The 25,032-nt window shown below is 60.8% G+C and carries 26 protein-coding genes; 18 read left to right on the top strand and 8 right to left on the bottom strand.

All coding sequences use genetic code 11. The features are described 5' to 3' along the window. Positions 1-278 precede the first annotated feature (278 nt). The gene (gene cspE, locus QZR30_RS15530) at positions 279-482 is read left to right on the top strand and encodes a transcription antiterminator/RNA stability regulator CspE (protein WP_274358531.1); all 204 of its coding nucleotides are present in this window, start codon (positions 279-281) and stop codon (positions 480-482) included. A gap of 124 nt (positions 483-606) precedes the next feature. On the opposite strand, the gene QZR30_RS15525 is transcribed toward cspE, so the two are convergent. After that, positions 607-861, bottom strand: a complete 255-nt coding sequence (locus QZR30_RS15525) for a DUF6124 family protein (protein WP_274355320.1) — start codon at positions 859-861, stop codon at positions 607-609. 575 nt (positions 862-1,436) lie between these two features. Between QZR30_RS15525 and flhA the strand changes: the two genes are divergently transcribed. The 14 genes from flhA (at position 1,437) to QZR30_RS15455 (ending at position 15,521) form a co-directional block, all read left to right on the top strand. Then, the gene (gene flhA / locus QZR30_RS15520; protein WP_046071801.1) at positions 1,437-3,551 is read left to right on the top strand and encodes a flagellar biosynthesis protein FlhA; all 2,115 of its coding nucleotides are present in this window, start codon (positions 1,437-1,439) and stop codon (positions 3,549-3,551) included. 11 nt (positions 3,552-3,562) lie between these two features. Next, complete coding sequence (gene flhF, locus QZR30_RS15515; protein WP_005790047.1) at positions 3,563-4,879, top strand: flagellar biosynthesis protein FlhF; 1,317 nt, start codon at positions 3,563-3,565, stop codon at positions 4,877-4,879. Positions 4,880-4,984: 105 nt separating this feature from the next. Further along, complete coding sequence (gene fleN / locus QZR30_RS15510) at positions 4,985-5,818, top strand: flagellar synthesis regulator FleN (protein WP_003192912.1); 834 nt, start codon at positions 4,985-4,987, stop codon at positions 5,816-5,818. Continuing rightward, on the top strand, positions 5,815-6,555 hold the full coding sequence (fliA, locus tag QZR30_RS15505) for an RNA polymerase sigma factor FliA (protein WP_046071802.1): 741 nt from the start codon (positions 5,815-5,817) through the stop codon (positions 6,553-6,555). Before fleN ends, fliA begins: the two co-directional genes overlap by 4 nt. Positions 6,556-6,722: 167 nt before the next feature. Next, positions 6,723-7,097: a chemotaxis response regulator CheY gene (locus QZR30_RS15500; protein ID WP_005790040.1), complete on the top strand. Its 375-nt coding sequence runs from the start codon at positions 6,723-6,725 to the stop codon at positions 7,095-7,097. Between the two features lie 18 nt (positions 7,098-7,115). Continuing rightward, positions 7,116-7,904, top strand: a complete 789-nt coding sequence (locus QZR30_RS15495) for a protein phosphatase CheZ (protein ID WP_043049702.1) — start codon at positions 7,116-7,118, stop codon at positions 7,902-7,904. 11 nt (positions 7,905-7,915) lie between these two features. Further along, entirely contained in the window at positions 7,916-10,114 is a 2,199-nt protein-coding gene (locus QZR30_RS15490; RefSeq protein ID WP_056847924.1) for a chemotaxis protein CheA, read from the top strand. A 48-nt stretch (positions 10,115-10,162) separates the two neighbouring features. Beyond that, on the top strand, positions 10,163-11,293 hold the full coding sequence (locus tag QZR30_RS15485; RefSeq protein ID WP_311903636.1) for a protein-glutamate methylesterase/protein-glutamine glutaminase: 1,131 nt from the start codon (positions 10,163-10,165) through the stop codon (positions 11,291-11,293). Continuing rightward, on the top strand, positions 11,293-12,033 hold the full coding sequence (locus QZR30_RS15480) for a flagellar motor protein (RefSeq protein WP_043051091.1): 741 nt from the start codon (positions 11,293-11,295) through the stop codon (positions 12,031-12,033). The genes QZR30_RS15485 and QZR30_RS15480 overlap by 1 nt, the downstream gene beginning before the upstream one ends. A 16-nt stretch (positions 12,034-12,049) precedes the next feature. After that, positions 12,050-12,937 carry a flagellar motor protein MotD gene (motD, locus tag QZR30_RS15475; protein ID WP_059397763.1) on the top strand — a complete coding sequence of 296 codons (888 nt, stop codon included), beginning with the start codon at positions 12,050-12,052 and terminating at the stop codon, positions 12,935-12,937. A gap of 51 nt (positions 12,938-12,988) precedes the next feature. Beyond that, positions 12,989-13,777 carry a ParA family protein gene (locus QZR30_RS15470; RefSeq protein ID WP_043051089.1) on the top strand — a complete coding sequence of 263 codons (789 nt, stop codon included), beginning with the start codon at positions 12,989-12,991 and terminating at the stop codon, positions 13,775-13,777. Then, a complete protein-coding gene (locus QZR30_RS15465; RefSeq protein ID WP_311903635.1) occupies positions 13,777-14,565 on the top strand; it encodes a CheW domain-containing protein in 789 nt (262 codons plus the stop codon). The genes QZR30_RS15470 and QZR30_RS15465 overlap by 1 nt, the downstream gene beginning before the upstream one ends. 80 nt (positions 14,566-14,645) lie before the next feature. Then, entirely contained in the window at positions 14,646-15,128 is a 483-nt protein-coding gene (locus tag QZR30_RS15460; protein ID WP_005790025.1) for a chemotaxis protein CheW, read from the top strand. Continuing rightward, entirely contained in the window at positions 15,129-15,521 is a 393-nt protein-coding gene (locus tag QZR30_RS15455) for a DUF2802 domain-containing protein (protein ID WP_046071807.1), read from the top strand. A gap of 78 nt (positions 15,522-15,599) precedes the next feature. Here QZR30_RS15455 and QZR30_RS15450 read toward each other — a convergent pair whose 3' ends face one another. Beyond that, positions 15,600-16,334 carry a DUF6875 domain-containing protein gene (locus tag QZR30_RS15450; protein ID WP_056847927.1) on the bottom strand — a complete coding sequence of 245 codons (735 nt, stop codon included), beginning with the start codon at positions 16,332-16,334 and terminating at the stop codon, positions 15,600-15,602. 213 nt (positions 16,335-16,547) lie between these two features. Between QZR30_RS15450 and yegS the strand changes: the two genes are divergently transcribed. Further along, complete coding sequence (gene yegS, locus QZR30_RS15445) at positions 16,548-17,468, top strand: lipid kinase YegS (RefSeq protein ID WP_056847928.1); 921 nt, start codon at positions 16,548-16,550, stop codon at positions 17,466-17,468. Here yegS and QZR30_RS15440 read toward each other — a convergent pair. The 3 genes from QZR30_RS15440 to QZR30_RS15430 form a co-directional block, all read right to left on the bottom strand. After that, complete coding sequence (locus tag QZR30_RS15440) at positions 17,427-18,086, bottom strand: response regulator transcription factor (protein WP_046071810.1); 660 nt, start codon at positions 18,084-18,086, stop codon at positions 17,427-17,429. The genes yegS and QZR30_RS15440 overlap by 42 nt on opposite strands. Further along, positions 18,083-18,976, bottom strand: coding sequence for a sensor histidine kinase (locus tag QZR30_RS15435; protein WP_046071811.1), 894 nt, complete (start codon positions 18,974-18,976; stop codon positions 18,083-18,085). The genes QZR30_RS15440 and QZR30_RS15435 overlap by 4 nt, the downstream gene beginning before the upstream one ends. A gap of 343 nt (positions 18,977-19,319) precedes the next feature. After that, positions 19,320-19,769 carry a hypothetical protein gene (locus QZR30_RS15430; protein WP_046071812.1) on the bottom strand — a complete coding sequence of 150 codons (450 nt, stop codon included), beginning with the start codon at positions 19,767-19,769 and terminating at the stop codon, positions 19,320-19,322. A gap of 584 nt (positions 19,770-20,353) precedes the next feature. On the opposite strand from QZR30_RS15430, the gene QZR30_RS15425 reads away from it, so the two are divergent. Next, entirely contained in the window at positions 20,354-21,289 is a 936-nt protein-coding gene (locus QZR30_RS15425) for a chemotaxis protein CheV (protein WP_046071813.1), read from the top strand. A gap of 38 nt (positions 21,290-21,327) precedes the next feature. Next, positions 21,328-22,131, top strand: a complete 804-nt coding sequence (locus tag QZR30_RS15420) for an MOSC domain-containing protein (RefSeq protein WP_046071814.1) — start codon at positions 21,328-21,330, stop codon at positions 22,129-22,131. 48 nt (positions 22,132-22,179) lie between these two features. On the opposite strand, the gene ppnP is transcribed toward QZR30_RS15420, so the two are convergent. The 3 genes from ppnP to QZR30_RS15405 form a co-directional block, all read right to left on the bottom strand. After that, positions 22,180-22,464, bottom strand: a complete 285-nt coding sequence (gene ppnP, locus QZR30_RS15415) for a pyrimidine/purine nucleoside phosphorylase (RefSeq protein WP_046071815.1) — start codon at positions 22,462-22,464, stop codon at positions 22,180-22,182. Between the two features lie 63 nt (positions 22,465-22,527). Continuing rightward, positions 22,528-23,070, bottom strand: a complete 543-nt coding sequence (locus tag QZR30_RS15410) for an exonuclease domain-containing protein (RefSeq protein WP_046071816.1) — start codon at positions 23,068-23,070, stop codon at positions 22,528-22,530. Positions 23,071-23,145: 75 nt separating this feature from the next. Continuing rightward, a complete protein-coding gene (locus tag QZR30_RS15405) occupies positions 23,146-25,029 on the bottom strand; it encodes an acetyl/propionyl/methylcrotonyl-CoA carboxylase subunit alpha (RefSeq protein WP_068967544.1) in 1,884 nt (627 codons plus the stop codon). Positions 25,030-25,032 lie beyond the last annotated feature (3 nt).

The following is a 25,032-nucleotide window of genomic DNA, read 5'->3' as shown; positions in this document are numbered from 1 at the left end:
AGGCACTTCGCGCATGTAGTAAACCGATGCAGGGGAGAGCGGTATTGAGGCTGGCTACAGGTACTGTCAGATCCTATGAGTTGACCCGGGGCGAGTGGTTGATTGCGCTGGATGACGAGCAAGAAAGTGTTTTCATCGACTGGAGCGATTGGCATTGGGCTGCACTGTCGATTGGTGAGCAGATAACGTTTCAGATGATCCATAAACCCAAGGGCGTTTATGCGCTTCCCGTCGGCGCGAGCGTGCAGGGCGGGTCTATCGGTGTAAGGAGAAAGGCAATGGCAACGGGTACTGTGAAGTGGTTCAACGCGGAGAAGGGCTTTGGTTTTATTACCCCGGATGATGGGAGTGCGGATGTTTTTGCCCATTACTCGGCAATTGCGTCGAGTGGATTCAAAACTCTGGAAGAAAACCAAAAAGTTGAGTTTGAGATAGCACAAGGACCAAAAGGTCCTCAGGCCGTGAATATACGACCTGCTTAAAGGCTCAAATGTGGGAGGGGGCTTGCTCCCGATAGCGGTGTGTCAGGCATCTGATCCGGGCCTGACACACCGCTATCGGGAGCAAGTCGAATCGTCGCACCGCCCCTCCCACGTATGGACCGTGTTATCCGCTGCTGGCCGTGCTCGTCAGTGCTGCGCCAGCGTGCATACGATCAGCCAGTAATTGCGCTAGTTCGATCAACTGCGCAACGCCGAGCAACTCCTCTCGTTTAGGGCCTTCCAGGTCAAATGCCAGGTCGCAGCTCAGGGCATTGGCCGAAGCGAGTGTTTCACTGAGGTTGACCAGCAGGTCTTCGGTGCTGATGCCGTCGGCTACGGTAAACAGCCGGATGGGGGGATTTGGGGTGGGTTTGATCATTGTGAAGTTCCTAGAAAAGTGGAGCCGCCACTGATCGCCGCGACGCGATGGAGGGTGGCAGCTGTACGCAGGTTCGCGGACCGGTCTAGGAACAACCCGGCATACCCGAAGGTATCCCGCGCACAGCCGCCATAGCGCCGCACAGTAGACGATAAAAAACCGCTTACTGAAAGGGAGATGGTGCTTTTGTTCCGTAGTAAACCGGGCCGCGACGCCCGACCGCTGCGTTTGCAGCGGTGTACGGAGACTAGAGAGCCGGTTTCCTAGGGGCAACCCCAAATCCTTGTCAGAAATTTCCTCGATAGCACCGGCTGTACACAGATCAAATGTGGGAGGGGGCTTGCTCCCGATAGCGGTGAATCAGCCAAACATCAGTGCCTGATACACCGCTATCGGGAGCAAGCCCCCTCCCACATTTGGATTGATTTAAACCCGGTGACCCGGGGTGTTTGCGAGGTTCTCCGGGCCCAAAAGCAAAGTTGGAAGGCTTCTTGCAATACCGCCTTCAAGTCGCCTTCCAGCGTCAAAACTTTGCTTCAAGGACACGAGGAATACCGGTGGTAGATCGCTCTCAAATGCTCAACACGGCCCGTGGCACCCTGACTGACCTGTCGCGGGGCAATCTGGGTGTGCCGTTGTTGTTGCTGGTGATGCTGGCAATGATGATGTTGCCGATGCCGCCGTTCCTGCTTGATGTGTTCTTTACCTTCAACATTGCCCTGTCCGTCGTGGTGCTGCTGGTGTGCGTGTACGCCCTGCGGCCGCTGGATTTCGCGGTATTCCCCACCATCCTGCTGATTGCGACCCTGCTGCGCCTGGCGCTGAACGTGGCGTCGACGCGGGTGGTGATGCTTCATGGCCAGGACGGCCACGCCGCCGCCGGTAAGGTGATCCAGGCCTTTGGTGAGGTGGTGATCGGCGGTAACTACGTAGTGGGTATCGTGGTGTTCGCGATCCTGATGATCATCAACTTCGTGGTGGTGACCAAGGGCGCCGGGCGGATTTCCGAGGTGAGCGCGCGCTTTACCCTCGATGCGATGCCCGGCAAGCAGATGGCCATCGACGCCGACCTCAACGCCGGCCTGATCGACCAGAACCAAGCCAAGACCCGCCGCCTGGAAGTGGCCCAGGAGGCCGAGTTCTACGGCTCCATGGACGGTGCGAGTAAGTTTGTGCGCGGTGACGCCATCGCCGGCCTGTTGATTCTGTTTATCAACCTGATCGGCGGCATGGCGGTCGGCATCTTCCAGCACGGCATGACCTTCGGCGATGCCGGTAAGGTCTACGCCTTGCTGACCATAGGTGACGGTTTAGTGGCGCAATTGCCATCACTGTTGTTATCCACAGCGGCGGCGATCATGGTGACCCGTGCTTCGGGCTCCGAAGACATGGGCAAGCAGATCAGCCGGCAGATGTTCGCGTCTCCCAAGGCCTTGGCCGTGGCGGCGGGCATCATGGCGATCATGGGCATCGTGCCGGGCATGCCCCACGTGTCGTTCCTGACCATGGCCGCCTTGGCCGGTGGCGGTGCCTACCTGTTCTGGAAAAAACAGAACCAGGTCAAGGTCCAGGCCCTGCAGGAGGTTGCACGCCAACAGGAACTGCTGCCATCCCCAGCCCGCGCCCAGGAAACCAAGGAGTTGGGTTGGGACGACGTAACCCCGATCGACATGATCGGCCTGGAAGTCGGCTACCGCCTGATCCCGCTGGTGGACCGCAACCAAGGCGGGCAATTGCTGGCGCGGATCAAGGGCGTGCGCAAGAAGCTGTCCCAGGACCTGGGCTTCCTGATGCCCACCGTGCATATCCGCGACAACCTCGACCTGGCCCCCAGTGCCTACCGCCTGACCCTGATGGGGGTGATCCTTGCCGAAGCCGAGATCTACCCGGACCGCGAACTGGCGATCAACCCCGGCCAGGTGTTCGGTACCCTCAACGGCATCACCGCCAAAGATCCGGCTTTTGGCCTGGAAGCGGTGTGGATCGAAGTCAGCCAGCGTAGCCAGGCGCAGTCCCTGGGTTACACCGTGGTCGATGCCAGCACGGTGGTCGCCACCCACCTCAACCAGATTCTTTACAAGCACTCCCACGAGCTGATCGGCCATGAGGAAGTCCAGCAATTGATGGGCTTGCTGGCCAAGTCGTCGCCGAAACTGGCCGAAGAGCTGGTGCCGGGCGTACTGACGCTGTCGCAATTGCTCAAGGTGCTGCAGGCGCTGCTGGCCGAACAGGTGCCGGTGCGCGACATTCGCAGCATTGCCGAGGCCATCGCCAACAATGCCGCCAAGAGTCAAGATACTGCCGCGCTGGTGGCGGCAGTGCGCGTCGGATTGTCCCGTGCAATCGTGCAAAGCATTGTAGGCATTGAGTCTGAGCTGCCTGTTATCACCTTGGAGCCAAGGTTGGAACAAATATTGCTCAATAGTATTCAGAAGGCCGGTCAGGGCCAGGAAGAAGGTGTTTTGCTGGAGCCAAGCATGGCTGAAAAGCTGCAGCGTTCGTTGATCGACGCCGCGCAGCGCCAGGAAATGCAGGGCAACCCGGTCATTCTTTTGGTGGCCGGCCCGGTTCGGGCGATGTTGTCGCGGTTTGGACGCCTGGCTGTACCGAATTTGCACGTGTTGGCTTACCAGGAAATTCCTGACAATAAGCAAGTGACTATCGTCGCGACAGTAGGGCCCAATGGCTGAGGTAGTGGGTTATGCAAGTTAAGCGTTTTTTCGCCGCCGATATGCGTCAGGCCATGAAACTGGTCCGTGATGAGCTGGGCGCCGACGCCGCGATTATCGGTAACCGTCGGATTGCCGGCGGTGTCGAGCTGACGGCTGCGCTGGATTACACGCCCCAGGCCCTGGCCCCGCGTGTGCCGAACATGGAACTCGAAGACGAGCTGCGCAAGACTGCCTCGCGCATTGTGTCGGCCCAGGCTGAACTGAGCATGCGTGGCGACAGCGACGCCAGCACCAATCGCCAATTGTTCGCCGGCCTGCCGTTGACGGCTGCCGAGCCGCTGGTAGAACCGACGTTCGTCGAGCCACCGCGTCCAGCTGCGCCAGCCCCGGCCGCCGCTGTCGACCAACGTGTGTTCGATTCGATGCGCTTTGAACTCAACGGCCTGCGCGAATTGCTCGAAGTGCAGCTGGGCTCGCTGGCCTGGACGCAACTGCAAGGCAGCAAGCCGCAACAGGCCAACCTCTGGCGTCGCCTGCAACGCATCGGCCTGTCTGGCCCATTGTCCCGCGATTTGCTGGCCTTGACCGCCGAAGTCGAAGAACCCCGCCAGGCCTGGCGCATGCTGCTGGCGCACTTGGCACGCATGATCGCCACGCCGGAAATCGAACCTCTGGAAGAGGGCGGTGTGATCGCCATGGTCGGCCCCGCCGGCATGGGCAAGACCACCACCCTGGCCAAGCTGGCCGCCCGTTATGTGCTCAAGTACGGCGCACAGAATATCGCCCTGGTGAGCATGGACAGCTACCGCATCGGCGCCCAGGAGCAGCTCAAGACCCTGGGGCGCATCCTCAATGTGCCGGTGACCCACGTCGACCCGGGCCAGTCCCTGGCCAATGCCCTCGACCCGCTGCTGCGCAAGCGCGTAGTGCTGATCGATACCGCCGGCCTGCAAGCCAGTGACCCGGCGCTGCGCATGCAGCTCGAAAGCCTGGCCGGGCGTGGCATCAAGTCGAAAAATTACCTGGTGCTTGCAACCACCAGCCAGAAACAGGTTCTTACCGCTGCTTATCACAGTTACAAGCGTTGCGGCCTGGCCGGTTGCATCCTCACCAAGCTCGATGAAACTGCGAGCCTGGGCGAAGTGTTGAGCTTGGCCATCAGCCATGAATTACCGGTCGCCTACCTGACCGACGGGCCGCGGATCCCGGATGATCTGCATCTGCCGCGCCGTCATCAGTTGGTCAGCCGTGCCGTAAGTGTGCAAATGCAAGAAGAGCCTAGCGAGGAAGCGATGGCCGATATGTTCGCCGACCTTTACCACCACCCGGCTAAACGGGTCGGTTAAGGCAGGATGAACACCGTGAAATGTACCTACATCGATGGTCTGCAAGCGATTCACGCGGCCAAGCCATGTAGCCTGCGTCTAAGCAAGACAAGGTAAAGAAATAAAATGGGCAGCATGCATCCCGTACAGGTGATCGCGGTGACCGGCGGCAAAGGTGGCGTCGGCAAAACTAACGTGTCAGTGAATTTGTCCCTGGCCCTGGCAGAGCTTGGCCGTCGCGTCATGCTGCTGGATGCTGACCTGGGCTTGGCGAACGTGGACGTTCTGCTGGGGCTGACACCCAAACATACCCTTGCCGATGTGATCGAGGGCCGCTGTGAGCTGCGCGATGTGCTGCTCCAGGGCCCCGGTGGCATCCGCATCGTGCCGGCTGCCTCGGGTACCCAGAGCATGGTGCACCTGAGCCCCGCGCAGCATGCCGGGCTGATCCAGGCGTTCAGCGATATCGGCGACAACCTCGACGTGCTGGTGATCGACACCGCCGCCGGGATCGGCGAATCGGTGGTCAGCTTCGTGCGCGCAGCGCAAGAAGTGCTGCTGGTGGTGTGCGACGAGCCCACTTCGATCACCGATGCCTACGCGTTGATCAAACTGCTTAACCGTGACTACGGCATGAACCGCTTCCGCGTGCTGGCCAACATGGCCCAAAGCCCGCAGGAAGGGCGCAACCTGTTCGCCAAGTTGACCAAGGTCACGGACCGCTTCCTCGATGTGGCTTTACAATACGTCGGCGCAGTTCCTTACGACGAGTGTGTGCGCAAGGCCGTGCAAAAGCAGCGTGCGGTCTACGAAGCGTTCCCTCGTTCCAAGTGCGCACTGGCGTTCAAGGCCATTGCCCAGAAGGTCGATACCTGGCCGTTGCCCGCCAACCCCCGGGGGCATCTGGAATTTTTCGTCGAGCGTTTGGTGCATCAGACGAGCGCAGGACCGGTGCTATGACATCCAGCGGCTACAACCTTTACAAAAAGTCGGCACGTGACAGCCAGGGCGAATTGATCGAGCGTTATGCGCCCCTGGTCAAGCGCATTGCCTATCACCTGTTGGCGCGCCTGCCGGCCAGTGTGCAGGTCGAGGACTTGATCCAGGCCGGCATGATCGGCCTGCTCGAAGTGTCGACCAAATACGATGCAAGCAAGGGTGCGAGTTTCGAGACGTATGCGGGCATCCGCATCCGTGGCGCAATGCTCGATGAAGTACGTAAAGGGGATTGGGCGCCGCGTTCGGTACACCGCAATACGCGGATGGTCAGTGATGCAATTCGTGCAATTGAAGCAAAAACCGGTCGTGACGCTAAAGATCATGAAGTTGCGGCCGAACTCCAATTGAGTCTCGACGATTATTACGGGATTTTGAACGATACCTTGGGCAGCCGCCTGTTCAGTTTCGACGACCTGCTGCAGGACGGCGAACACGAAGGGCTGCACGAGGACGGCGCGAGTGCACATCTCGAACCGTCCCGCGACCTGGAAGACGAACGTTTCCAGAGCGCGTTGGCGGACGCGATTGCCAATTTGCCGGAGCGTGAGCGCCTGGTGCTGGCGCTGTACTACGACGAAGAGCTGAACCTCAAGGAAATCGGTGAGGTGCTGGGGGTCAGCGAATCGCGTGTCAGCCAGTTGCATAGCCAGTGCGCGGCCCGCTTGCGGGGGCGTTTGGGAGAGTGGCGCGCGCGCTGACAGGCAGTGTGGGGACACTGCAGACGCTACCGCGAAGCCGCAAGGTTTCGCGGGTTCGTTCCGTGGTGCCCTGGGCAGTCCTTTTTGTGTAACGCCTGTTGATTGAAATGGCGCGTCCAGGTGCTGGGCGCGTTTAAGACTGCTTGGAGGTCGAATTGGACAAGAACATGAAAATCCTCATCGTTGATGACTTCTCAACGATGCGGCGGATCATAAAAAACCTGTTGCGTGACCTTGGGTTCACCAACACGGTCGAGGCGGATGATGGCATCACGGCGATTCCGATCCTCAACAGCGGGAGCATCGATTTTCTGGTAACCGACTGGAACATGCCGGGCATGACCGGTATCGATCTGTTGCGCCATGTACGTGCCGATGAAAAACTGCGCAGCCTGCCTGTGCTGATGGTGACCGCTGAAGCCAAGCGTGAACAGATCATCGAAGCCGCCCAAGCCGGGGTCAACGGCTACGTGGTCAAGCCATTCACTGCGCTGGCCTTGAAAGAGAAGATTGAAAAAATCTTCGAACGCATCGGTCATTGATGCTGCCACGGGGGAGCTATGGAGCATAACGAATCATCGCAGGCCGACTTCGAGTCGACCCTGAAAAAACATGCTCACCGCTTGGTCGACAGCCTGGAAAAAGGCCAGTTCGCCGATGCGGTGCAGTTGATCCATGAGCTTAACCAGACCCGTGATCGCGGCCTGTACCAGGAAGTGGGCAAGCTCACACGCGAGCTGCACAGTGCGATCGTCAATTTTCAGATTGACCCGCGCATGCCCCAGGCCGAAGAGATTTCGCAAATCACCGACGCCACCGAACGCCTGTCCTATGTGGTCAGGCTGACCGAGGCGGCGGCCAACCGCACCATGGACCTGGTGGAAAACGCCACGCCGCTGGTCAACGGCATGGCCAGCGAAGCCCAGGCCTTGAGCGTTGATTGGGGCCGCTTCATGCGCCGCGAAGTGGGGGCTGAAGAGTTTCGGGAATTGGCCCGTCGGGTCGAGGGTTTCCTGTCGCGCAGCGAACAGGAAAACCGCACGGTGGCCAGCAACCTCAACGACATCCTGCTGGCCCAGGATTACCAGGACCTCACAGGCCAGGTGATCAAACGCGTGACCCAGCTGGTCACCGAAGTGGAAAGCAACTTGCTCAAATTGGTGCTGATGGCCGGCCAGGTCGACCGTTTTGCCGGCATCGAGCATGACCGCGAAGCGATCCTCTCGGAAAAAGATCCACAAAAACATCTCGCCAAGGGTGAAGGTCCGCAGATTCATGCCGATAAACGTGAAGACGTTATGTCAGGTCAGGATGACGTAGATGACCTGTTATCCAGTTTAGGCTTCTAAGGAGCACACCCATGAGCTTCGGCGCCGATGAAGAAATCCTTCAGGATTTCCTTGTAGAGGCCGGCGAAATTCTAGAGCAACTGTCCGAGCAACTGGTCGAGCTGGAAAGCCGACCGGATGATGCGAACCTGCTCAATGCAATTTTTCGCGGTTTTCACACTGTAAAAGGGGGCGCCGGCTTCCTCCAGCTCCATGAGCTGGTGGAGTGCTGTCACATCGCCGAGAACGTGTTCGACATCCTGCGCAAGGGTGAGCGGCAGGTCGACTCGGAACTGATGGACGTGATTCTAGAAGCACTGGATGCGGTCAACGGCATGTTCAGTGAAGTGCGCGAACGTGCGCCGATCACTGCGGCCACTCCGGAACTGCTGGCGGCCCTGGCGCGCCTGGCGGAACCGGCTGCGGCTGCGCCGGTAGCACAAGCTGAGCCGGAACCAGTGGTGGAGGCCGAGGCGGATGTGACCGACAGCGAGTTCGAACAGCTGCTCGATTCGCTCAATGCGGTCAAGGCCGAAGCCGAAGCCCCGGCGGCGCCTGTTGCCACGCCGACCAGCGAAGACATTACCGACGCAGAATTCGAATCCCTGCTCGACCAGTTGCATGGCAAAGGCCAGTTCGCAGCCGATGCCGTGGCACCCGCTGCGCCAGAAGCACCGGCTGCCAGCGCCAGCACCGACATTACCGACGATGAATTCGAGGCATTGCTCGACCAACTGCACGGCAAAGGCACGTTTGTAGCCGAAGCCCTGCCGGAAGTCGCCGCCACTGCTGCCGCAGCTCCAGCGGCTCCAGCGGCCAGCAGCGCCGCACCGGCCGGCGACGGACTGATCTCCGATCACGAGTTCGAAGCCTTGCTGGACGAGTTGCATGGCAAAGGCAAGTTCACCGAGGTAGCCCCGGCTGCCGCGGCTGCGGTCGCCGCCGCACCGGTTGCCGCCAAAGCTGCTGCGCCGGTCGCCAAGCCAGCCCCGGCCCCAGCGGCCGCCCCGGCACCTGCTCGCGCAGCGGCGCCGGCGGCTGCGGAAAAGCCCGCCAGTGAAGCCGAAACCACCGTGCGCGTCGACACCGCGCGCCTGGACGACATCATGAACATGGTCGGCGAGCTGGTGCTGGTGCGTAACCGCCTGGTGCGCCTGGGCCTGAACAGCGGCGACGAAGCCATGCAGAAGGCCGTGTCGAACCTCGATGTGGTCACCGCTGACTTGCAGACCGCCGTGATGAAGACACGGATGCAGCCGATCAAGAAAGTCTTCGGCCGTTTCCCGCGCCTGGTCCGCGACCTGGCACGCCAGCTCAAGAAAGAAATCAACCTGGAACTGGTGGGCGAAGAAACCGACCTCGACAAGAACCTGGTCGAGGCCTTGGCCGACCCGCTGGTCCACTTGGTGCGCAACGCCGTCGACCATGGCATCGAAACCCCGGAAGAACGCGAAGCCTCGGGCAAGTCCCGCAACGGCAAAGTGATCCTGGCGGCGGAGCAGGAAGGCGACCATATCTTGCTGTCGATCACCGATGACGGCAAAGGCATGGACCCGAACATCCTGCGGGGCATCGCCGTCAAGCGCGGCGTGATGGACAAGGACGCCGCCGACCGCCTGACCGACACCGAGTGCTACAACCTGATCTTCGCCCCGGGTTTCTCGACCAAGACCGAGATCTCCGATGTGTCCGGCCGTGGCGTGGGCATGGACGTGGTGAAGACCAAGATCAGCCAGCTCAACGGCTCGATCAATATCTACTCGACCAAGGGCCAAGGCTCCAAGATCGTCATCAAGGTGCCGTTGACCCTGGCGATTATGCCGACCCTGATGGTGATGCTGGGCAACCAGGCGTTCGCCTTCCCGCTGGTCAACGTCAACGAGATCTTCCACCTCGACCTGTCGCGCACCAACGTGGTGGACGGCCAGGAAGTGGTGATCGTGCGCGACAAGGCGTTGCCGCTGTTTTACCTCAAGCGCTGGCTGGTGGCTTCGGCTGCCCATGAAGAACAGCGCGAAGGCCATGTGGTGATTCTGTCCGTGGGCACCCAGCGCATCGGCTTTGTGGTCGACCAACTGGTGGGCCAGGAAGAAGTGGTGATCAAGCCTTTGGGCAAGATGCTGCAGGGAACCCCGGGCATGTCGGGCGCCACCATCACTGGTGACGGTCGCATTGCGCTGATTCTCGATGTTCCGAGCATGCTCAAGCGTTACGCCGCACGGCGTATTTGATTCTGGTGGGGCAGGGCGGTCATGCCCGCCCCGCCTAACGGAGTGTTTATGGCAGTCAAGGTCCTGGTGGTGGACGATTCGGGTTTCTTCCGCCGCCGCGTCTCGGAAATTCTTTCCGCCGATCCAACGATCCAGGTGGTCGGCACGGCCACCAACGGCAAAGAGGCGATCGATCAAGCTATTGCCTTGAAGCCGGACGTGATCACCATGGACTACGAGATGCCGATGATGGATGGCATCACGGCCGTACGTCATATCATGCAGCGCTGCCCCACCCCGGTATTGATGTTTTCCTCGCTGACTCACGAAGGCGCGCGAGTGACCCTCGATGCACTGGATGCCGGCGCGGTGGATTTCCTGCCGAAGAATTTCGAAGACATCTCGCGCAATCCCGAGAAGGTCAAGCAGATGCTGTGCGAGAAGGTGCACAGCATTTCCCGCAGTAACCGTCGCAGCCTGTTCAGCGCACCGGCGCCGGCAGCCGCACCTGCGCCCACAGCGCCTGCGCCTGGCTCGTCGTTTGCACGCCCGGCGCCTGCGCCCGTGGCTCGGCCTGCGGTGGCGCCGGTACGTAGCGCAGCGGCACCGAGTGCTCATTCGCCAGCGCCCAAGCGCAAGGCTTACAAGCTGGTCGCCATCGGCACCTCCACCGGCGGCCCGGTGGCCTTGCAGCGGGTGTTGACGCAATTGCCGGCCAACTTCCCGGCGCCGATCGTACTGGTGCAGCACATGCCCGCCGCGTTCACCAAGGCATTCGCCGAGCGCCTGGACAAGTTGTGCCGCATCACCGTCAAGGAAGCCGAGGATGGTGACATCCTGCGCCCTGGCCTGGCGTTGCTGGCCCCGGGTGGCAAGCAGATGATGGTGGATGGCCGTGGTGCGATCAAGATCCTGCCGGGCGACGAGCGCCTGAACTACAAGCCGTGCGTGGATATCACCTTTGGTTCGGCGGCCAAGTCCTACGGCGACAAAGTTCTGGCGGTGGTGCTTACCGGCATGGGCGCCGACGGCCGTGAAGGCGCACGCCTGCTCAAGCAGGGTGGCAGCACCATCTGGGCCCAGGACGAGGCCAGTTGCGTGATCTATGGCATGCCCATGGCCATCGTCAAGGCTGACCTGGCCGACGCGGTCTATAGCCTGGACGACATCGGCAAGCATCTGGTGGAGGCCTGCCTCTGATGGATGTCTTGAGCCTGATCGGCATCACCATGGCGTTTGTCGCGATCATTGGCGGCAACTACCTGGAAGGCGGCCACCTTGGCGCCTTGGCCAATGGCCCGGCGGCGCTGATCGTGATCGGCGGCACCGTGGGCGCGGCGTTGTTGCAGTCGCCGCTGAGCTCGTTCAAGCGTGCCATGCAGATTCTGGTGTGGATCATTTTCCCGCCACGGGTCGACCTGCCAGGCGGCATCGACCGCGTGGTCAACTGGAGCCTCACCGCACGCAAGGAGGGCCTGCTGGGCCTGGAAGGCGTGGCCGATGCCGAGCCCGACAACTACGCACGCAAAGGCTTGCAGTTGCTGGTGGACGGCGCCGAGCCGGAAGCGATCCGCAGCATTCTCGAGGTGGATTTCTATACCCAGGAAAGCCGTGATATCAACGCTGCCAAAGTCTTTGAAAGCATGGGCGGCTACGCGCCGACCATCGGCATCATCGGCGCGGTGATGGGCCTGATCCACGTGATGGGCAACCTGGCCGACCCCTCGCAACTGGGCAGCGGCATCGCCGTGGCATTCGTTGCCACCATCTACGGCGTGGCCAGTGCCAACCTGGTGCTGCTGCCAGTGGCAAGCAAGCTCAAGTCGATTGCCATGCGCCAGTCGCGTTATCGCGAGATGCTGCTCGAAGGCATCCTGTCGATTGCCGAGGGTGAGAACCCGCGCTCCATCGAATTGAAGCTCCAGGGCTTCATGGATTGATGGGAAGGAGCTGCCAGTGAGCCGTCGCCGTCGCGAGCCCGAGGAACATGTCAACCATGAACGCTGGCTGGTGTCCTACGCGGACTTCATCACCTTGCTGTTCGCGTTTTTCGTGGTGATGTACTCCATCTCGTCGGTCAACGAAGGCAAATACAAGATCATTTCCCAGGCGCTGGTGGGCGTGTTCAACGATACCGAACGTGCCCTCAAGCCAATTCCCATTGGCGACGAGCGGCCCAAGACCGTGACCCCGGCCAAGCCGCTGGTCAACGACAGCGATGAAACCGCCGCCGGCGTCGGTGGCACCAGCGACCCGCTGAAAAGCATCGCCGACGATATCAGTGCCGCGTTTGGCGACTTGATCAGCTCCAACCAGATGACCGTACGCGGCAACGAGCTGTGGGTGGAGATCGAGCTGAACTCCAGCCTGTTGTTCGCCAGCGCCGATGCGCTGCCGAGCGACCAGGCGTTTACCATCATCGACAAGGTGGCGTCGATTCTCAAACCATTTGAAAACCCGATTCACGTTGAAGGCTTCACCGACAATTTTCCCATCAGCACCGCGCAGTACCCGACCAACTGGGAACTGTCATCCGCCCGAGCGTCGAGCATCGTGCGCATGCTGGCCATGCAGGGGGTCAACCCCCAGCGCCTGGCTTCGGTGGGCTATGGTGAATTCCAGCCGGTGGCCAATAACGCCACGGTGGAAGGCCGTGCACGCAACCGCCGGGTGGTGCTGGTGGTGTCGCGCAACCTGGATGTACGCCGCAGCCTGACCGGTACCGGCACCGCCAATGCAACCCCGGATGCGGCGTTGAGGCGTGCTGGCACACAAACTGCACCGCCCGTAGTCAAGTCGCCGGTCAGATCGAGTAACGTCAATTCTCCGTCACCGGCTCAATAACCTTATGCAATGTCTCGGTCGCGCCTGTGCCCACCGGGAGGAACCAACCGAATGAGAGTCTGGGCAGTTGCCAATCAAAAGGGTGGAGTCGGCAAGACCACCACTTCCATCGCCTTAGCCGGCTTGCTGGCCGAGGCGGGCAAGCGCGTGGTCGTGGTCGACCTGGACCCCCACGGTTCCATGACCAGCTATTTCGGCTATGACCCGGATGCGCTGGAACACAGCTGCTATGACCTGTTCCTGCACAAGGGCAGCGTGGCGGCGGATTTGCCTGGGCAACTGTTGCTGCCCACCAGCAACGACAACATTTCGCTGTTGCCGTCGAGCACCGCCCTGGCCACCCTCGAGCGCCAGTCGCCGGGGCAAAGTGGCCTGGGCCTGGTGATCGCCAAGACCCTCGCGCAGCTGTGGCAGGAGTTCGACTACGCGATCATCGACAGCCCGCCGTTGCTCGGTGTGCTGATGGTCAATGCCTTGGCGGCCAGCCAGCAACTGGTGATTCCGGTGCAGACCGAACACCTGGCGGTCAAAGGCCTGGAACGCATGGTGAGCACACTGGCGATGATCAACCGCTCGCGCAAGCAGGCGCTGCCATTCAGCATTGTGCCCACGTTGTTCGACCGTCGTACCCAGGCGTCCCTCGGCACCCTGCGGGTATTGCGTGATGCCTACCCGGAGACCATCTGGAATGGCTATATCCCCGTGGACACACGCCTGCGTGACGCCAGCCGCGCCGGGCTCACGCCGTCGCAGTTCGATGGCAAGAGCCGTGGCGTGCTGGCGTATCGTGCGTTGCTCAAGCATCTGCTGTCGCAGCAGCTTGTGGCGCAGGTGGCGTGATGAACCGACCCGTCGACCTCAAGACCCGGCCGCAACTGGCACTGCAATCCTACCTGGATGCCTTGCTGCAGGACGCGACCGAGGAAGAGCTGCCGGAACCGATCCTGGTGCTGGAGCCTGCTGTCGAGCCCCCCGGCACGCTGGATGAGTTCCAGCTGGCGGTGCTCGAGGAGCAGGCCCGCGATGCACTTGCCGAGGCTGCGCCTGTGGTGCCGGTCACGCCAGACCAGGTTGCGCCCGTGGTGGTCGAGCCATTGGTTGAAGTGCATTTGCCGCCGAGCATCACGCCGCCGCCGGTGACCGGCGATGGCCGCCCTGCATGGGCTGCCGAGCCGTTCGAGTGCCTGCTGTTCGACGTCGCCGGGCTGACCCTGGCGGTGCCGCTGGTGTGCCTGGGCTCGATCTATTCGTTGGAAGGCCACGAGCTGACGCCGCTGTTTGGCCAGCCGGAGTGGTTCCTCGGCATCCTGCCCAGCCAAGCCGGCAACCTCAAGGTGCTGGATACCGCGCGCTGGGTGATGCCCGACCGCTACCGCGACGACTTCCGCCAGGGTTTGCAATACGTGATCTCGGTGCAGGGCTATGAGTGGGGGCTGGCAGTGCATCAAGTCAGCCGCTCGTTGCGCCTGGACCCGAATGAAATCAAATGGCGCAGCCATCGTGGCCAGCGGCCATGGTTGGCGGGCACCGTGATCGAACACATGTGCGCCTTGCTGGATGTCGCCGAACTGGCCGAGTTGATCGCCAGCGGGGCGGTCAAGGCGATGCCGCAGAACAAACGCAGTTGATTGAACAATAAGGTCCGTGCGCGAGTGCGGTCAGAGCAGCCTATACGCCGTGTCGAACGGCACTTGAAGGGGTCAGAGAGATGAACAAGTCAGCGTCCGCACAAGGTTTGGATGATCCGATCCTGCAATGGGTTACCTTCAAACTGGACAACGAAACCTACGGCATCAACGTCATGCGTGTGCAGGAAGTGCTGCGCTATACCGAAATCGCGCCAGTGCCGGGTGCGCCAAGCTACGTGCTGGGCATCATCAACCTGCGCGGCAACGTGGTAACCGTGATCGACACCCGCCAGCGCTTCGGCCTGGACACGGTCGAAGTCAGCGACAACACGCGCATCGTGATCATCGAAGCCGACAAGCAGGTGGTCGGGATCATGGTCGACAGCGTGGCCGAAGTGGTCTACCTGCGCCAATCGGAAGTGGAAACCGCGCCGAACGTCGGTAACGAAGAATCGGCCAAGTTCATCCAGGGCGTGTGCAACAAGAACAACGAGCTGTTGATTCTGGTTGAGCTGGACAAAATGATGAGCGAAGAAGAATGGTCGGAACTGGAGAGCATCTGATTGTTCCTTGAGGCAGCGGTGATTGTCCTGGCCCTGTTATGGGCCGGGACCTTGGCGTTTGTGCTGCGCTATGTACGCCAGCAACGGGAGTTGGCCCTGCAACAGGCCGAACGCGATGCGGTGCGCGACCGGCGCATCCTGGAACTGGTCAAGCGTGTCGACCACTTCCAGCAAAGTGCCGTGCGGGTCGGGGATGAAGTGCATGAACTGCGCGCGATACTTGCGCCGTTGCCGGACAAGTTGGTGCAGTTGGAGCAGCGCGATCCTTCGAACCTGTCGTTTGCCCAGGCAGCCAAGCTGGTGGGCATGGGCGCGACCGTGGATGAGTTGACGCAGTCTTGCGGGTTGACCCAGGCCGAGGCGCAGTTGATGAGCAAGTTGCACAAGAGCTGAGCCTGTTTGTCCGACAGGCACCGGCCAGGCAGCACACGCGCACCCATTGCGCCTCGCCCGCCAATGCCAGTCCTGTCGCTAGCTCACCCTCGAGTCGGTGGTGCGGTGTTCAGCCAGGGTGCGTTCAAGGATGACAACCTGGTCCGGATCCAGGCCAAAACGTTCGCGGTGTTTGAGCGTCCGTTCGAGTGTGTCCAACCCCGCAGCGCCGTGGCGTTTCAAGTAGGCGTTAACGTAGGCCTGCGAATCTGCAAGAAATACAATGTCGAAATCCACCATCTCCCTGACCACCAGTAGCGGTATGGGCGAGGTCAGTGGCCGGAACTCCGGATTCCTGAGGCCAGGTTTTTTGCAGGTGGAATAGAACTCGCCAAGCATTAGACCCGCGTCAAGAAAGGCGGGCTTCAACATGGCGTGGAACTCGTCGACTTTATGTTCCGGATGAATATCAGGAAAGACGGCGACAATAGTCTTGAATTGGGTTTTATCACCTTCTGTCGGCGCTGCCCGGTTGAAGTGGTCAATTAACGACAGCATGTCTTCGCATACGGCCTGGTCGCAACGGTCGCGCGTCGCCAGTTCGGTCAGCCAGAACGTTTCTCGTTTCATCGCGTTGGGCGTCCAGGGGCAGACTACGCCGGGGCGTCCGATGTCCGCGCTGGGCTTGCACAGGTATTCACTGGACCAGCGTGCGATGTGCTGCAAAGGGCTGAGTGTTGAGTCGTCCTCATGCGCTGAGTTGATCAAGTTGGCAATGGGGATCAGTTCGAGGGGTGTCGAGTGATCTGTATGTTGGGGTTCTATCTTCATCATGTTCGCCGCTCGTTTTGGTTGAAGTCTGGAGAGGTGCGTGCACGATGAGGTTGAGGGAGTGCGGCCACGGTACGAAGGTGCAATGTCCTGGGGCCGTGTACGAAATCTTTGAGCCCAGAGTAAGTTCGTCACTAATTTCCAATCCCCAGTGACTTTTTCCTGCTGTTTCAGGGTCAACATCCTTCAAGCACCTTTGAACCAGGAGATTCCCCCATGACAACCCCCAAGGCCCTGTTAATCCTCCACGGCAAGCAAGCCCTCAACGAGGACGTGCGCAGCGCCGTGCAGGCCAGGCGCAAGCAGGGTTGGGAGTTGGCGGTGCGGGTGACCTGGGAGGGCGGCGATGCCCAGCGTCTGGTCAACGAGGCACTGGATAACGGCTATACCCATATCATCGCCGGTGGCGGCGACGGCACCCTGCGCGATGTGGCCGAGGCCATGGCGTTGGCCAAGACCGATGCCAGCCTGGTACTGATGCCCCTGGGCACCGCCAATGACTTCGCCAAGGCCGCCGGTGTGCCCTTGGAACCGGCTGGCGCCCTGGCGTTGCTGGACGTTCAACCCAGGGCTATCGACCTTGGCCAGGTGGGCGGTCAGATCTTCCTGAACATGGCTACCGGAGGTTTCGGCAGCCAGGTCACGGCCAACACCTCCGAAGACCTGAAGAAGGTCCTCGGCGGCGCCGCCTACCTGTTCACCGGTTTATCGCGCTTCAGTGAATTGAAGGCCGCCTACGGGGAGCTGGAAGGCCCGGATTTCCACTGGAAAGGCGAGCTGCTCGCACTGGGTATCGGCAACGGGCGTCAGGCCGGTGGCGGGCATGTCCTGTGCCCTGGCGCATTGGCCGATGATGGATTGCTCGACGTCAGCATCCTGCCGGCCCCCCAGGAGGTGGTCGGTACGTTACGTGAGTTGATGAACAACGGCTGGGGCCTGGACACCATGTTCGTTCGCGCACGCCTGCCATGGGTCAATATCAAGGTCGCCCAAGGCTTGTATATCAACCTCGATGGTGAGCCGCTGGAAGGCGATGATCTGCATTTCGAAGCATTGCCAAAGGCCCTGCGCGTGCACCTGCCGCTGGGGTCGCCGCTAGTCGTCCAGGCTGATGATCTGCTCACGCACGGCAAATAGCACGAGGCCCGCCACGTCGAAAATCTGCAAGCGCTTCATGATCTGCGAGCGGTGGGCTTCCACGGTCTTGATGCTCAGGCCCAGGCCGTGGGCGATTTCACGGGTGGACTTGCCGCGCACGATCAGGCGCAGGATTTCCAGTTGTCGCGCTGTCAGGTTATGGCCGTTGGCAACGGGTGCGTTCGGGCCCTGGCTGCGGATCAGCGCCTGGTTGATCACCGTGTGGGCGATTGCGGGGCTCAGGTAGCGTTCGTTGTTACGCAGGGCCAGCAGCGCGTGTTCCAGCTCGTTGGCGGTGGTGTCCTTGAGCAGGTAGCCGTGGGCGCCCGCCTCCAGCGCACGCATGATCAGCTCGGGGTCGGTGTGCATCGACAGGATCAGCACCTTGCACGTGGGGTAGGCGCTTTTGAGTTGCTGCAAGGCATCCAGGCCGCCGGTGTGTTTCATCGACAGGTCGAGCAGCACGATGTCCGGCTGCAGGGCACTGAATTGCTCCAGCAACTGCGCACCATCGCTGGCCTCACCGATCACGCTGTAGCCGGGGATATCCAGGATCAGCGCCCGTACGCCGGCGCGAATCAGTGCGTGGTCATCGACCAGGAGTAAGGTGCAGGTCACTCGAGAACCTTAGGGGAGCTGGCCCGTTTGAGGGCGCGGGGCGCCCAGGGGAAAAGTGCGTCGATGCGTGTGCCTTTGCCTGGCTGGCTGCTGACGGACAACGTGCCTCCCAACTGATCTATCCGTTCGCTCATGCCGGCCATGCCCCGCTGGCCTTCCCGGCCGGGGTCGGTGGCGGGCGAGAAACCCAGGCCGTCATCGCAGATCATCAGCGACAGGCCTTCGGGCAGGCGTTGCAGGCGCACCAGCAGATTGTGCGCCTGGGCATGGCGAAGCATGTTGGTGACGGCTTCCTGGGTGATGCGAAAGGCCGCCACGGCCATTTCCTCGGGGATGCCGGTCAGTCGTTGCTGGCACTCCAGGCTCCAGCATACCTGGGTGTTCTCCAAGGTCTTGAGCAGGTGCGCGCGCAGGCTGGCTTCCAGGCCCAGGCTTGCCAGCTGGCGAGGGTTGAGGATCGCGGACACGTCGCGCACCTTAGCCAGGGTTTCGTTGAGCGTGTTGCACAGCACTGAACAATGGTTTTGCAGGTCTTGGGGCAGGCGACGTTGCAGCCATTCGCCTTGCAGTTTGGCGGCGGTCAGCAGTTGGCCAATGTCGTCGTGCAGTTCGCGGCTGAGACGGTGGCGTTCGTTTTCCTGGACTTGCAGCAGGCGGTCGGCCAGTTCCTGGGGCTGGAACTTGATGGCTTTGCGCGAGCACCACTGGTACAGGCCCACCACCACCAGCGTGGCGAAGTTGAGCAGCAGGATCAATAACGGCAGCGACGCGCCATGCAGGTAGGCCCATAGACTGGCCAGCGTTGCGCACAGGCACAGGGCAAGGACTATGCGAGGTGCATGACTGCGGGACACGGACCTTGCGATGAGTGACTTGAGACTGGCGTACATAGCGGATGGAGCCAATGAGGGTTCGCTGCGGGAAGACCGGTCACGGCGGTTGACTGGGCTCTGTTGGGAATGCGGTGCCGAATCGTGGTTATCCATGATGAAGTTGAGTCACTTCGAGCGGGGCATAGTACCACCACTATTACCGTTGGTCGCCTGGCACTTTCCCTGTTGGATGTGTTGGCCACGTCAGCGCTCTGAGCAATAGTCCCAGAGTTCAAAGATAGCCAGTTGTATTAATTAGAGTAGTTTGTACAACTATTGAATGACAGGCTAAGTGGGTTTCATCTTTTGAGCAAAAACGGTCGTTTTCAGATAGCCAGGTATTAAATACGACCTTTGCGGTTCAAGATCCCTGCTGCAAGCGAGACTGCAGGTCAGGTGCATAATCTTTTTGCGGGATCTGCGAGGTCACCGTTGCAATCAGCGATGTCTGTTCACTGTCGTCCAGACTCAACTCGCCGGTACGCATGTCGATCAGCTCCAACTGCCAAGCCAGTAGCGTCAGGCAGTCATGCAGCGCATCCAGTGCCTGGTCATGCAGTTGCACGGGGCTCACGGCATTGGCGATCAGGTACTGGATATGTCGTGAGAACTCGCTGATCGCCTGCAAGGCCAGGCCGTCGGCTTTTTCAGCCAGTTTAGCCAGGCTTGCCTTCATGCAGTCGATGGCATCGCTGTCGTTGCGGATCAAATGCAGGTGGTTCAGGCATTCTTCAGACTTGGCCAGCAGCATTTCCGCTTCCAGCAGAAAATCGGGAAGTGCTGTTTGCCATTCGTTTGCGCTATTCATCATGCAAGTCTCCACAACTTTAGGTCGGGTGATGAGATGTCGCACCGGGCGAATAGCTTAAAACTAGCGCTGAAATTTGACGGGAATCTGTAGGTCGCTTCTGATGTTGCAGTAGGACGTTTATTGAAATGCCGACAAAGGCCGTGCTTCGTCCTCATTATCGGGACTGCTTGCACACCTTTAGTAGCCGACATGTAAGTGCCTGAAAGGCCGGTGGGCCGAGGGCTTGGGATGGCAAACAAAAGCCTGACTCCATTCATGCAATGAGAATGGCGTCACATTAATGGCTATTAGATATCGCGAATATCAGGTTAGGCCCGATTGTGCCTAGGGGAATCCCTTATATAGCGGAACCTCACGTCGATTTGGATGTCGCGCAAGGTCATGGTCTCTGCCTATGCAGGAGCCGTTGCAGTAAAGCATGATGTCAGTGTGACATCAATGAATTTACATGGCATTTTACTCAGGTCAAGGTCTGGCGTTTGCCGCCGATAACCCACTACAGGCGCGAGTTGGCTCGCGACAACCTCGAGAGCGCGCCACGCTCGCATCAGTGGCACATTCCCTCAGCACACCAGGAGCTTTCAATGGCCGGCATTCTCGACACGGTAGATCAACGCACGCAATTGGTGGGTGAGAATCGCCTGGAAATTCTCATGTTCCGCCTGGCCGGGCGGCAATTGTTTGCCATCAACGTGTTCAAGGTGCAGGAAGTGCTGCAGCTGCCCAAGCTGACCCTGATGCCCCAGCGCCACCCCTTCGTGTGCGGGGTGGTCAACCTGCGTGGCCAGACCTTGCCGGTGATCGACCTGTCCCAGGCCATCGGCATGCGCCCTCTGGTGCCAGGGCCCAACAGCACCATTATCGTCACCGAATACAACCGTTCGGTGCAGGCGTTCCTGGTAGGCGGGGTCGACCGCATCGTCAACATGAACTGGGAAGCCATCCTGCCGCCGCCGACCAGCGCCGGGCGCCAGCATTACCTCACCGCCATCAGCAAGGTCGATGACCAGTTGGTGGAGATCATCGACGTGGAGAAAGTCCTCGCCGAGATCGTGCCCTACAACGCCAAGGTCTCCCGGGAAAAACTTGAAGACCCGATCCTGGAGCGTGCCCGTGGCCGCGAAGTGCTGCTGGTGGACGACTCCAACGTGGCCCTGTCGCAGTTGCGTGACACCCTCGGCCAGTTGGGCGTGAAGATGCACATCGCCAGTGACGGCCTCAAGGCCCTGAACATGCTCAAGGCCTGGGCTGACACGGGCCAGGTGATGACCGACAAGCTGCTGATGATCTTCACCGATGCCGAAATGCCCGAGATGGACGGCTACCGCCTCACCACCGAAATCCGCAATGACCCGCGCCTGCGTGGGCTCTACGTAGTACTGCACACCTCACTGTCGGGCAGCTTCAACGAGTCGATGGTGAAGAAGGTGGGTTGTGACAATTTCCTCTCCAAATTCCAGCCGGACAAGCTGGTAGATGTGGTGCGCCAACGACTGATGTTGGACGAAGTGCCTGCCTGAGGTTAGGATGACACTTTGTGTCCTAGGAATGCAGGCCCATGCTTCGTCTCAGTGCGTTGTACCGTTACCCTTTGAAATCCGGCAAGGGCGAACTTTTGCAGCAGATCGGCCTGGATAAACTCGGGTTGCAGGGGGATCGACGCTGGATGCTGGTGGACGAAGCCAGCGGGCGGTTCCTGACGCAGCGGGCGGTGGCGAAGATGAGCCAACTGTCGGCGCTGTGGAACAGCATGGGCGGCCTGACCCTCAGTTCGCCCGGTCATGCGCCGCTGGAGGTGGCTTTGCCCGGCGACGAGGACTTACGCGGTGTCACCATCTGGCGCGACACCTTGCGCGTACCGGATGCAGGCGATGCAGCGGCGGCCTGGGTCAGTGCGTTCATCGGCAAACCCACACGCCTGGTGCATATGCCCTTGGAGCGTGCGCGTTCTACCGACTCCGGTTATGGCCAGGATCACGATCAGGTGGGGTTCGCCGACGGTTACCCCTTGCTGTTGATCGGGCAGGCTTCCCTGGACGACCTGTGCGCGCATATCGGCCGGCCGATGGAAATGCTGCGCTTTCGGCCCAACCTGGTGATCGAGGGCGCCGAGGCCTTTGCCGAAGATGGCTGGAAACGCTTGCGCATCGGCGACGTGGAGTTTCGGGTGGTCAAGCCGTGCTCGCGCTGCATCCTCACCACCATTGACCCGCAGACCGGCGAGCGCAGTCCCGACCGTGAGCCTTTCGCCACGCTGGAGACCTATCGCAAGACCGAGAAGGGCGCGATGTTTGGCCAGAACCTGGTCAACGATGGCATCGGGCGCCTGGAAGTCGGCATGCCGGTGACGGTGCTGGAATAAAAAATGCCCGTCTCGCTGGAGACGGGCTTTTTTGTTTGCCGGTGATGCTTAGCCGCGGTATTCACACAGGTAAGCGGTGTCCACGGCGACCTTCAATTGGAACTTGCTGTTGGCCGGCACGTTGAACTGGCTGCCGGCGGCAAAGGTTTCCCACTCGCTGCTGTCGGGCAGCTTGACGGTCAGGGCGCCGGAAACCACGTGCATGATTTCACGCTGGGCGGTGCCGAATTCGTATTCACCCGGGGCCATCACACCGATGGTCGCCGGCCCTTCTGCGGTGCCGAAAGCGATCGACTTGACGGTGCCGTCGAAGTACTCGTTGACTTTGAACATGGGTGAATCCTCGGAAAAGGGTCTGGAAAGGCCGGCCAGTATGCCCAACCCTACGAGAGCTGCCTAGACCGGCAAAATCAACGGCAACAGGCGTGCGGTGTTGCGTGCATCTTCCAACGCGCGATGCTGCTGGCCATGGAACTGCATCCCCGCCAATTGCAGGGCGCCGTTGAGCCCCAGCGGCTTGTCCAGGCGCCGGGCCTTGGCAAAGCGCTGCTTGAGGTTCACGTGCGGTGTTTGGCCCAAGGCGCTGGCCAGGTCATGGCGTTGCCATTCCAGCTCAAGCTGCACGCGATCGTAATCACCCCAGCTGGCCCAGCCTTCCAGGCGAGCCTGATGCTGGCCCAGCCAGCGCTCGAACAGCGGCCACACCTCGGTGATCGGTGCGGCTGCGTCGATATTGGCCTGGGTGATGTGGGTCAGTTTGCGGCAAAAGGGCGTCAGCAGTGGCCGTCGCAGTGGCCGCACAAAGCGCTGGAAGTGATCCAGTTCGCGGCCCTGGCGGTTGACCAGGCTGGCGCCAATCTCGATGACTTCCATCTCCGTCACGGGCCAACCGCCGTCATCCGTTGTGGCTTCAAGGTCAATAATCAGCCAATGAGGCATGGTGCAGGTTCCCGTACTCGTCCCTTTCTGATGGGGATAGAGCGTAGCCCGGCCTTGTAGTTCCGCCCAGGGCCGTTATTCGATCTCCAGCAAAACCTGGCGATTGCGCACCTGATCACCCGTCAAGACCTGCACGCCCTTGATGATGCCATCGATGCCAGCCTTCAGCGGGTGCTCCATTTTCATCGCTTCGAGCACCAGCAGCAGTTGGCCTTTGCTGACCCGCTCGCCGACGCTGACGCGTATGTCGACGATGGCGCCGTCCATGGGGGCCTTGACCGTGCCGCTGCTGGCGTCGACCTGGCGGCTGGCGGCTTGCTGGGTGCGGTTGATCACCGTCATGCCGGGCAGCCACAACTGGGTGTCGTCGAGGTGGTAGGCGATACGCCGGCGGATGCCATTGAGTACCTGTGTGGCCCAACGCCCGTCGGTGGTGAGTTGCTGGGCGTCGGCACTCACGGTGTGGATTTTGCCATTGGCCTCGAGGCGATAGGTGCACGGAGCATTGGCATTGTTGCGCCATCCTGCCAGTCCTTGGGGATGCTGGTCGGCGCTGTGTCTATAAAACAGCGCTGCTGCCAAGCTGAGCTGTTCGTTTGAGAGCACCTGGGGCGGTATTTCGCCGAAGTGTTCTGCGATAAAGGCGGTGCTGAAATCGCCGGCGATAAAACCCGGATGCTTGAGCAAATCAGCCAATAGCTGCTGATTCGTGGTGACGCCGAGTAACACCGTGTCTTCCACCGCCCGCAGCAACTTACGTCGGGCCTCTTCACGGTTGGCGCCATGGACGATGATCTTGCCCAGCATCGGGTCATAGAACGGGCTGACTTGGTCTCCTTCACACAAACCATGGTCAATGCGCACGCCGGGGGCGGGCACCCAACGCAACACTTCACCGGTTTGCGGCAGGAAACCCTGGGCCGGGTCTTCGGCGTACAGGCGCACCTCCATGGCATGGCCATTGAGGGCTACATCGGCCTGTGCCAACGGAAGGGGCTGGCCTGCGGCGATGTGCAGTTGCCAGGCCACCAGGTCGAGGCCGGTGATCAGTTCGGTCACCGGGTGTTCGACTTGCAGGCGTGTATTCATTTCCAGGAAATAGAACCGGCCGTTGCGGTCGAGCAGAAACTCCACGGTGCCGGCGCCGACGTAATTCACCGCCCGTCCAGCCTTGAGCGCGGCTTCGCCCATGGCCTGGCGCAACTCGGCGGTCATCACCGGGCAAGGGGCTTCTTCGATGATTTTCTGATGGCGGCGCTGGATCGAACAATCGCGCTCGCCGAGGTAGATCAGGTTGCCATGGCTGTCGCCGAACAGTTGCACTTCAACGTGGCGCGGGTCGACCAGCGCCTGTTCGAGGATCAGTTCGTCGTTGCCGAAGGCGTTCATGGCTTCCGAGCGTGCGGTGCGTAGTTGCTCCAGCAACTGTTCGGGTTGGTGCACCAGGCGCATGCCACGCCCACCGCCACCGGCGCTGGCCTTGATCATCAGCGGGAAGCCGATGCGCTGGGCTTCTTGTTGAAGCGTGGCATCGTCCTGGGCGCTGCCTTGGTAGCCGGCGATACAAGGTACGCCGGCATCGAGCATGGCGAGCTTGGACAGGCGCTTGCTGCCCATCAGTTCGATGGCTTCGACGCTGGGGCCGATGAAGGTGATATTGGCGTTCTGGCAGGCACGGGCGAAGTCGGGGTTTTCGGAGAGAAAGCCGTAGCCGGGGTGGATGGCGTCGGCGCCGGTGCGTTGGGCGGCGTCGAGGATGGCGGCTATGTTCAGGTATGACTGATGGACGGGGGCGGGGCCGATGTTCACGGCTTCGTCGGCCATCTGCACGTGCAGGGCGTGGCTGTCGGCGTCGCTGTACACAGCGACGGTGCGGTAACCCAATGCCTGGGCGGTGCGTTGGATGCGGCAGGCGATTTCGCCGCGGTTGGCGATCAGGATTTTGCTGAAGGCGGGCATTGG

The sequence above is a fragment of the Pseudomonas sp. rhizo25 genome (assembly GCF_031931935.1).
Taxonomy (GTDB): Bacteria; Pseudomonadota; Gammaproteobacteria; order Pseudomonadales; family Pseudomonadaceae; genus Aquipseudomonas; species Aquipseudomonas synxantha.
The sequence above is the reverse complement of the archived record's forward strand: the minus strand, read 5'-3'. Positions and strand labels throughout refer to the sequence as shown.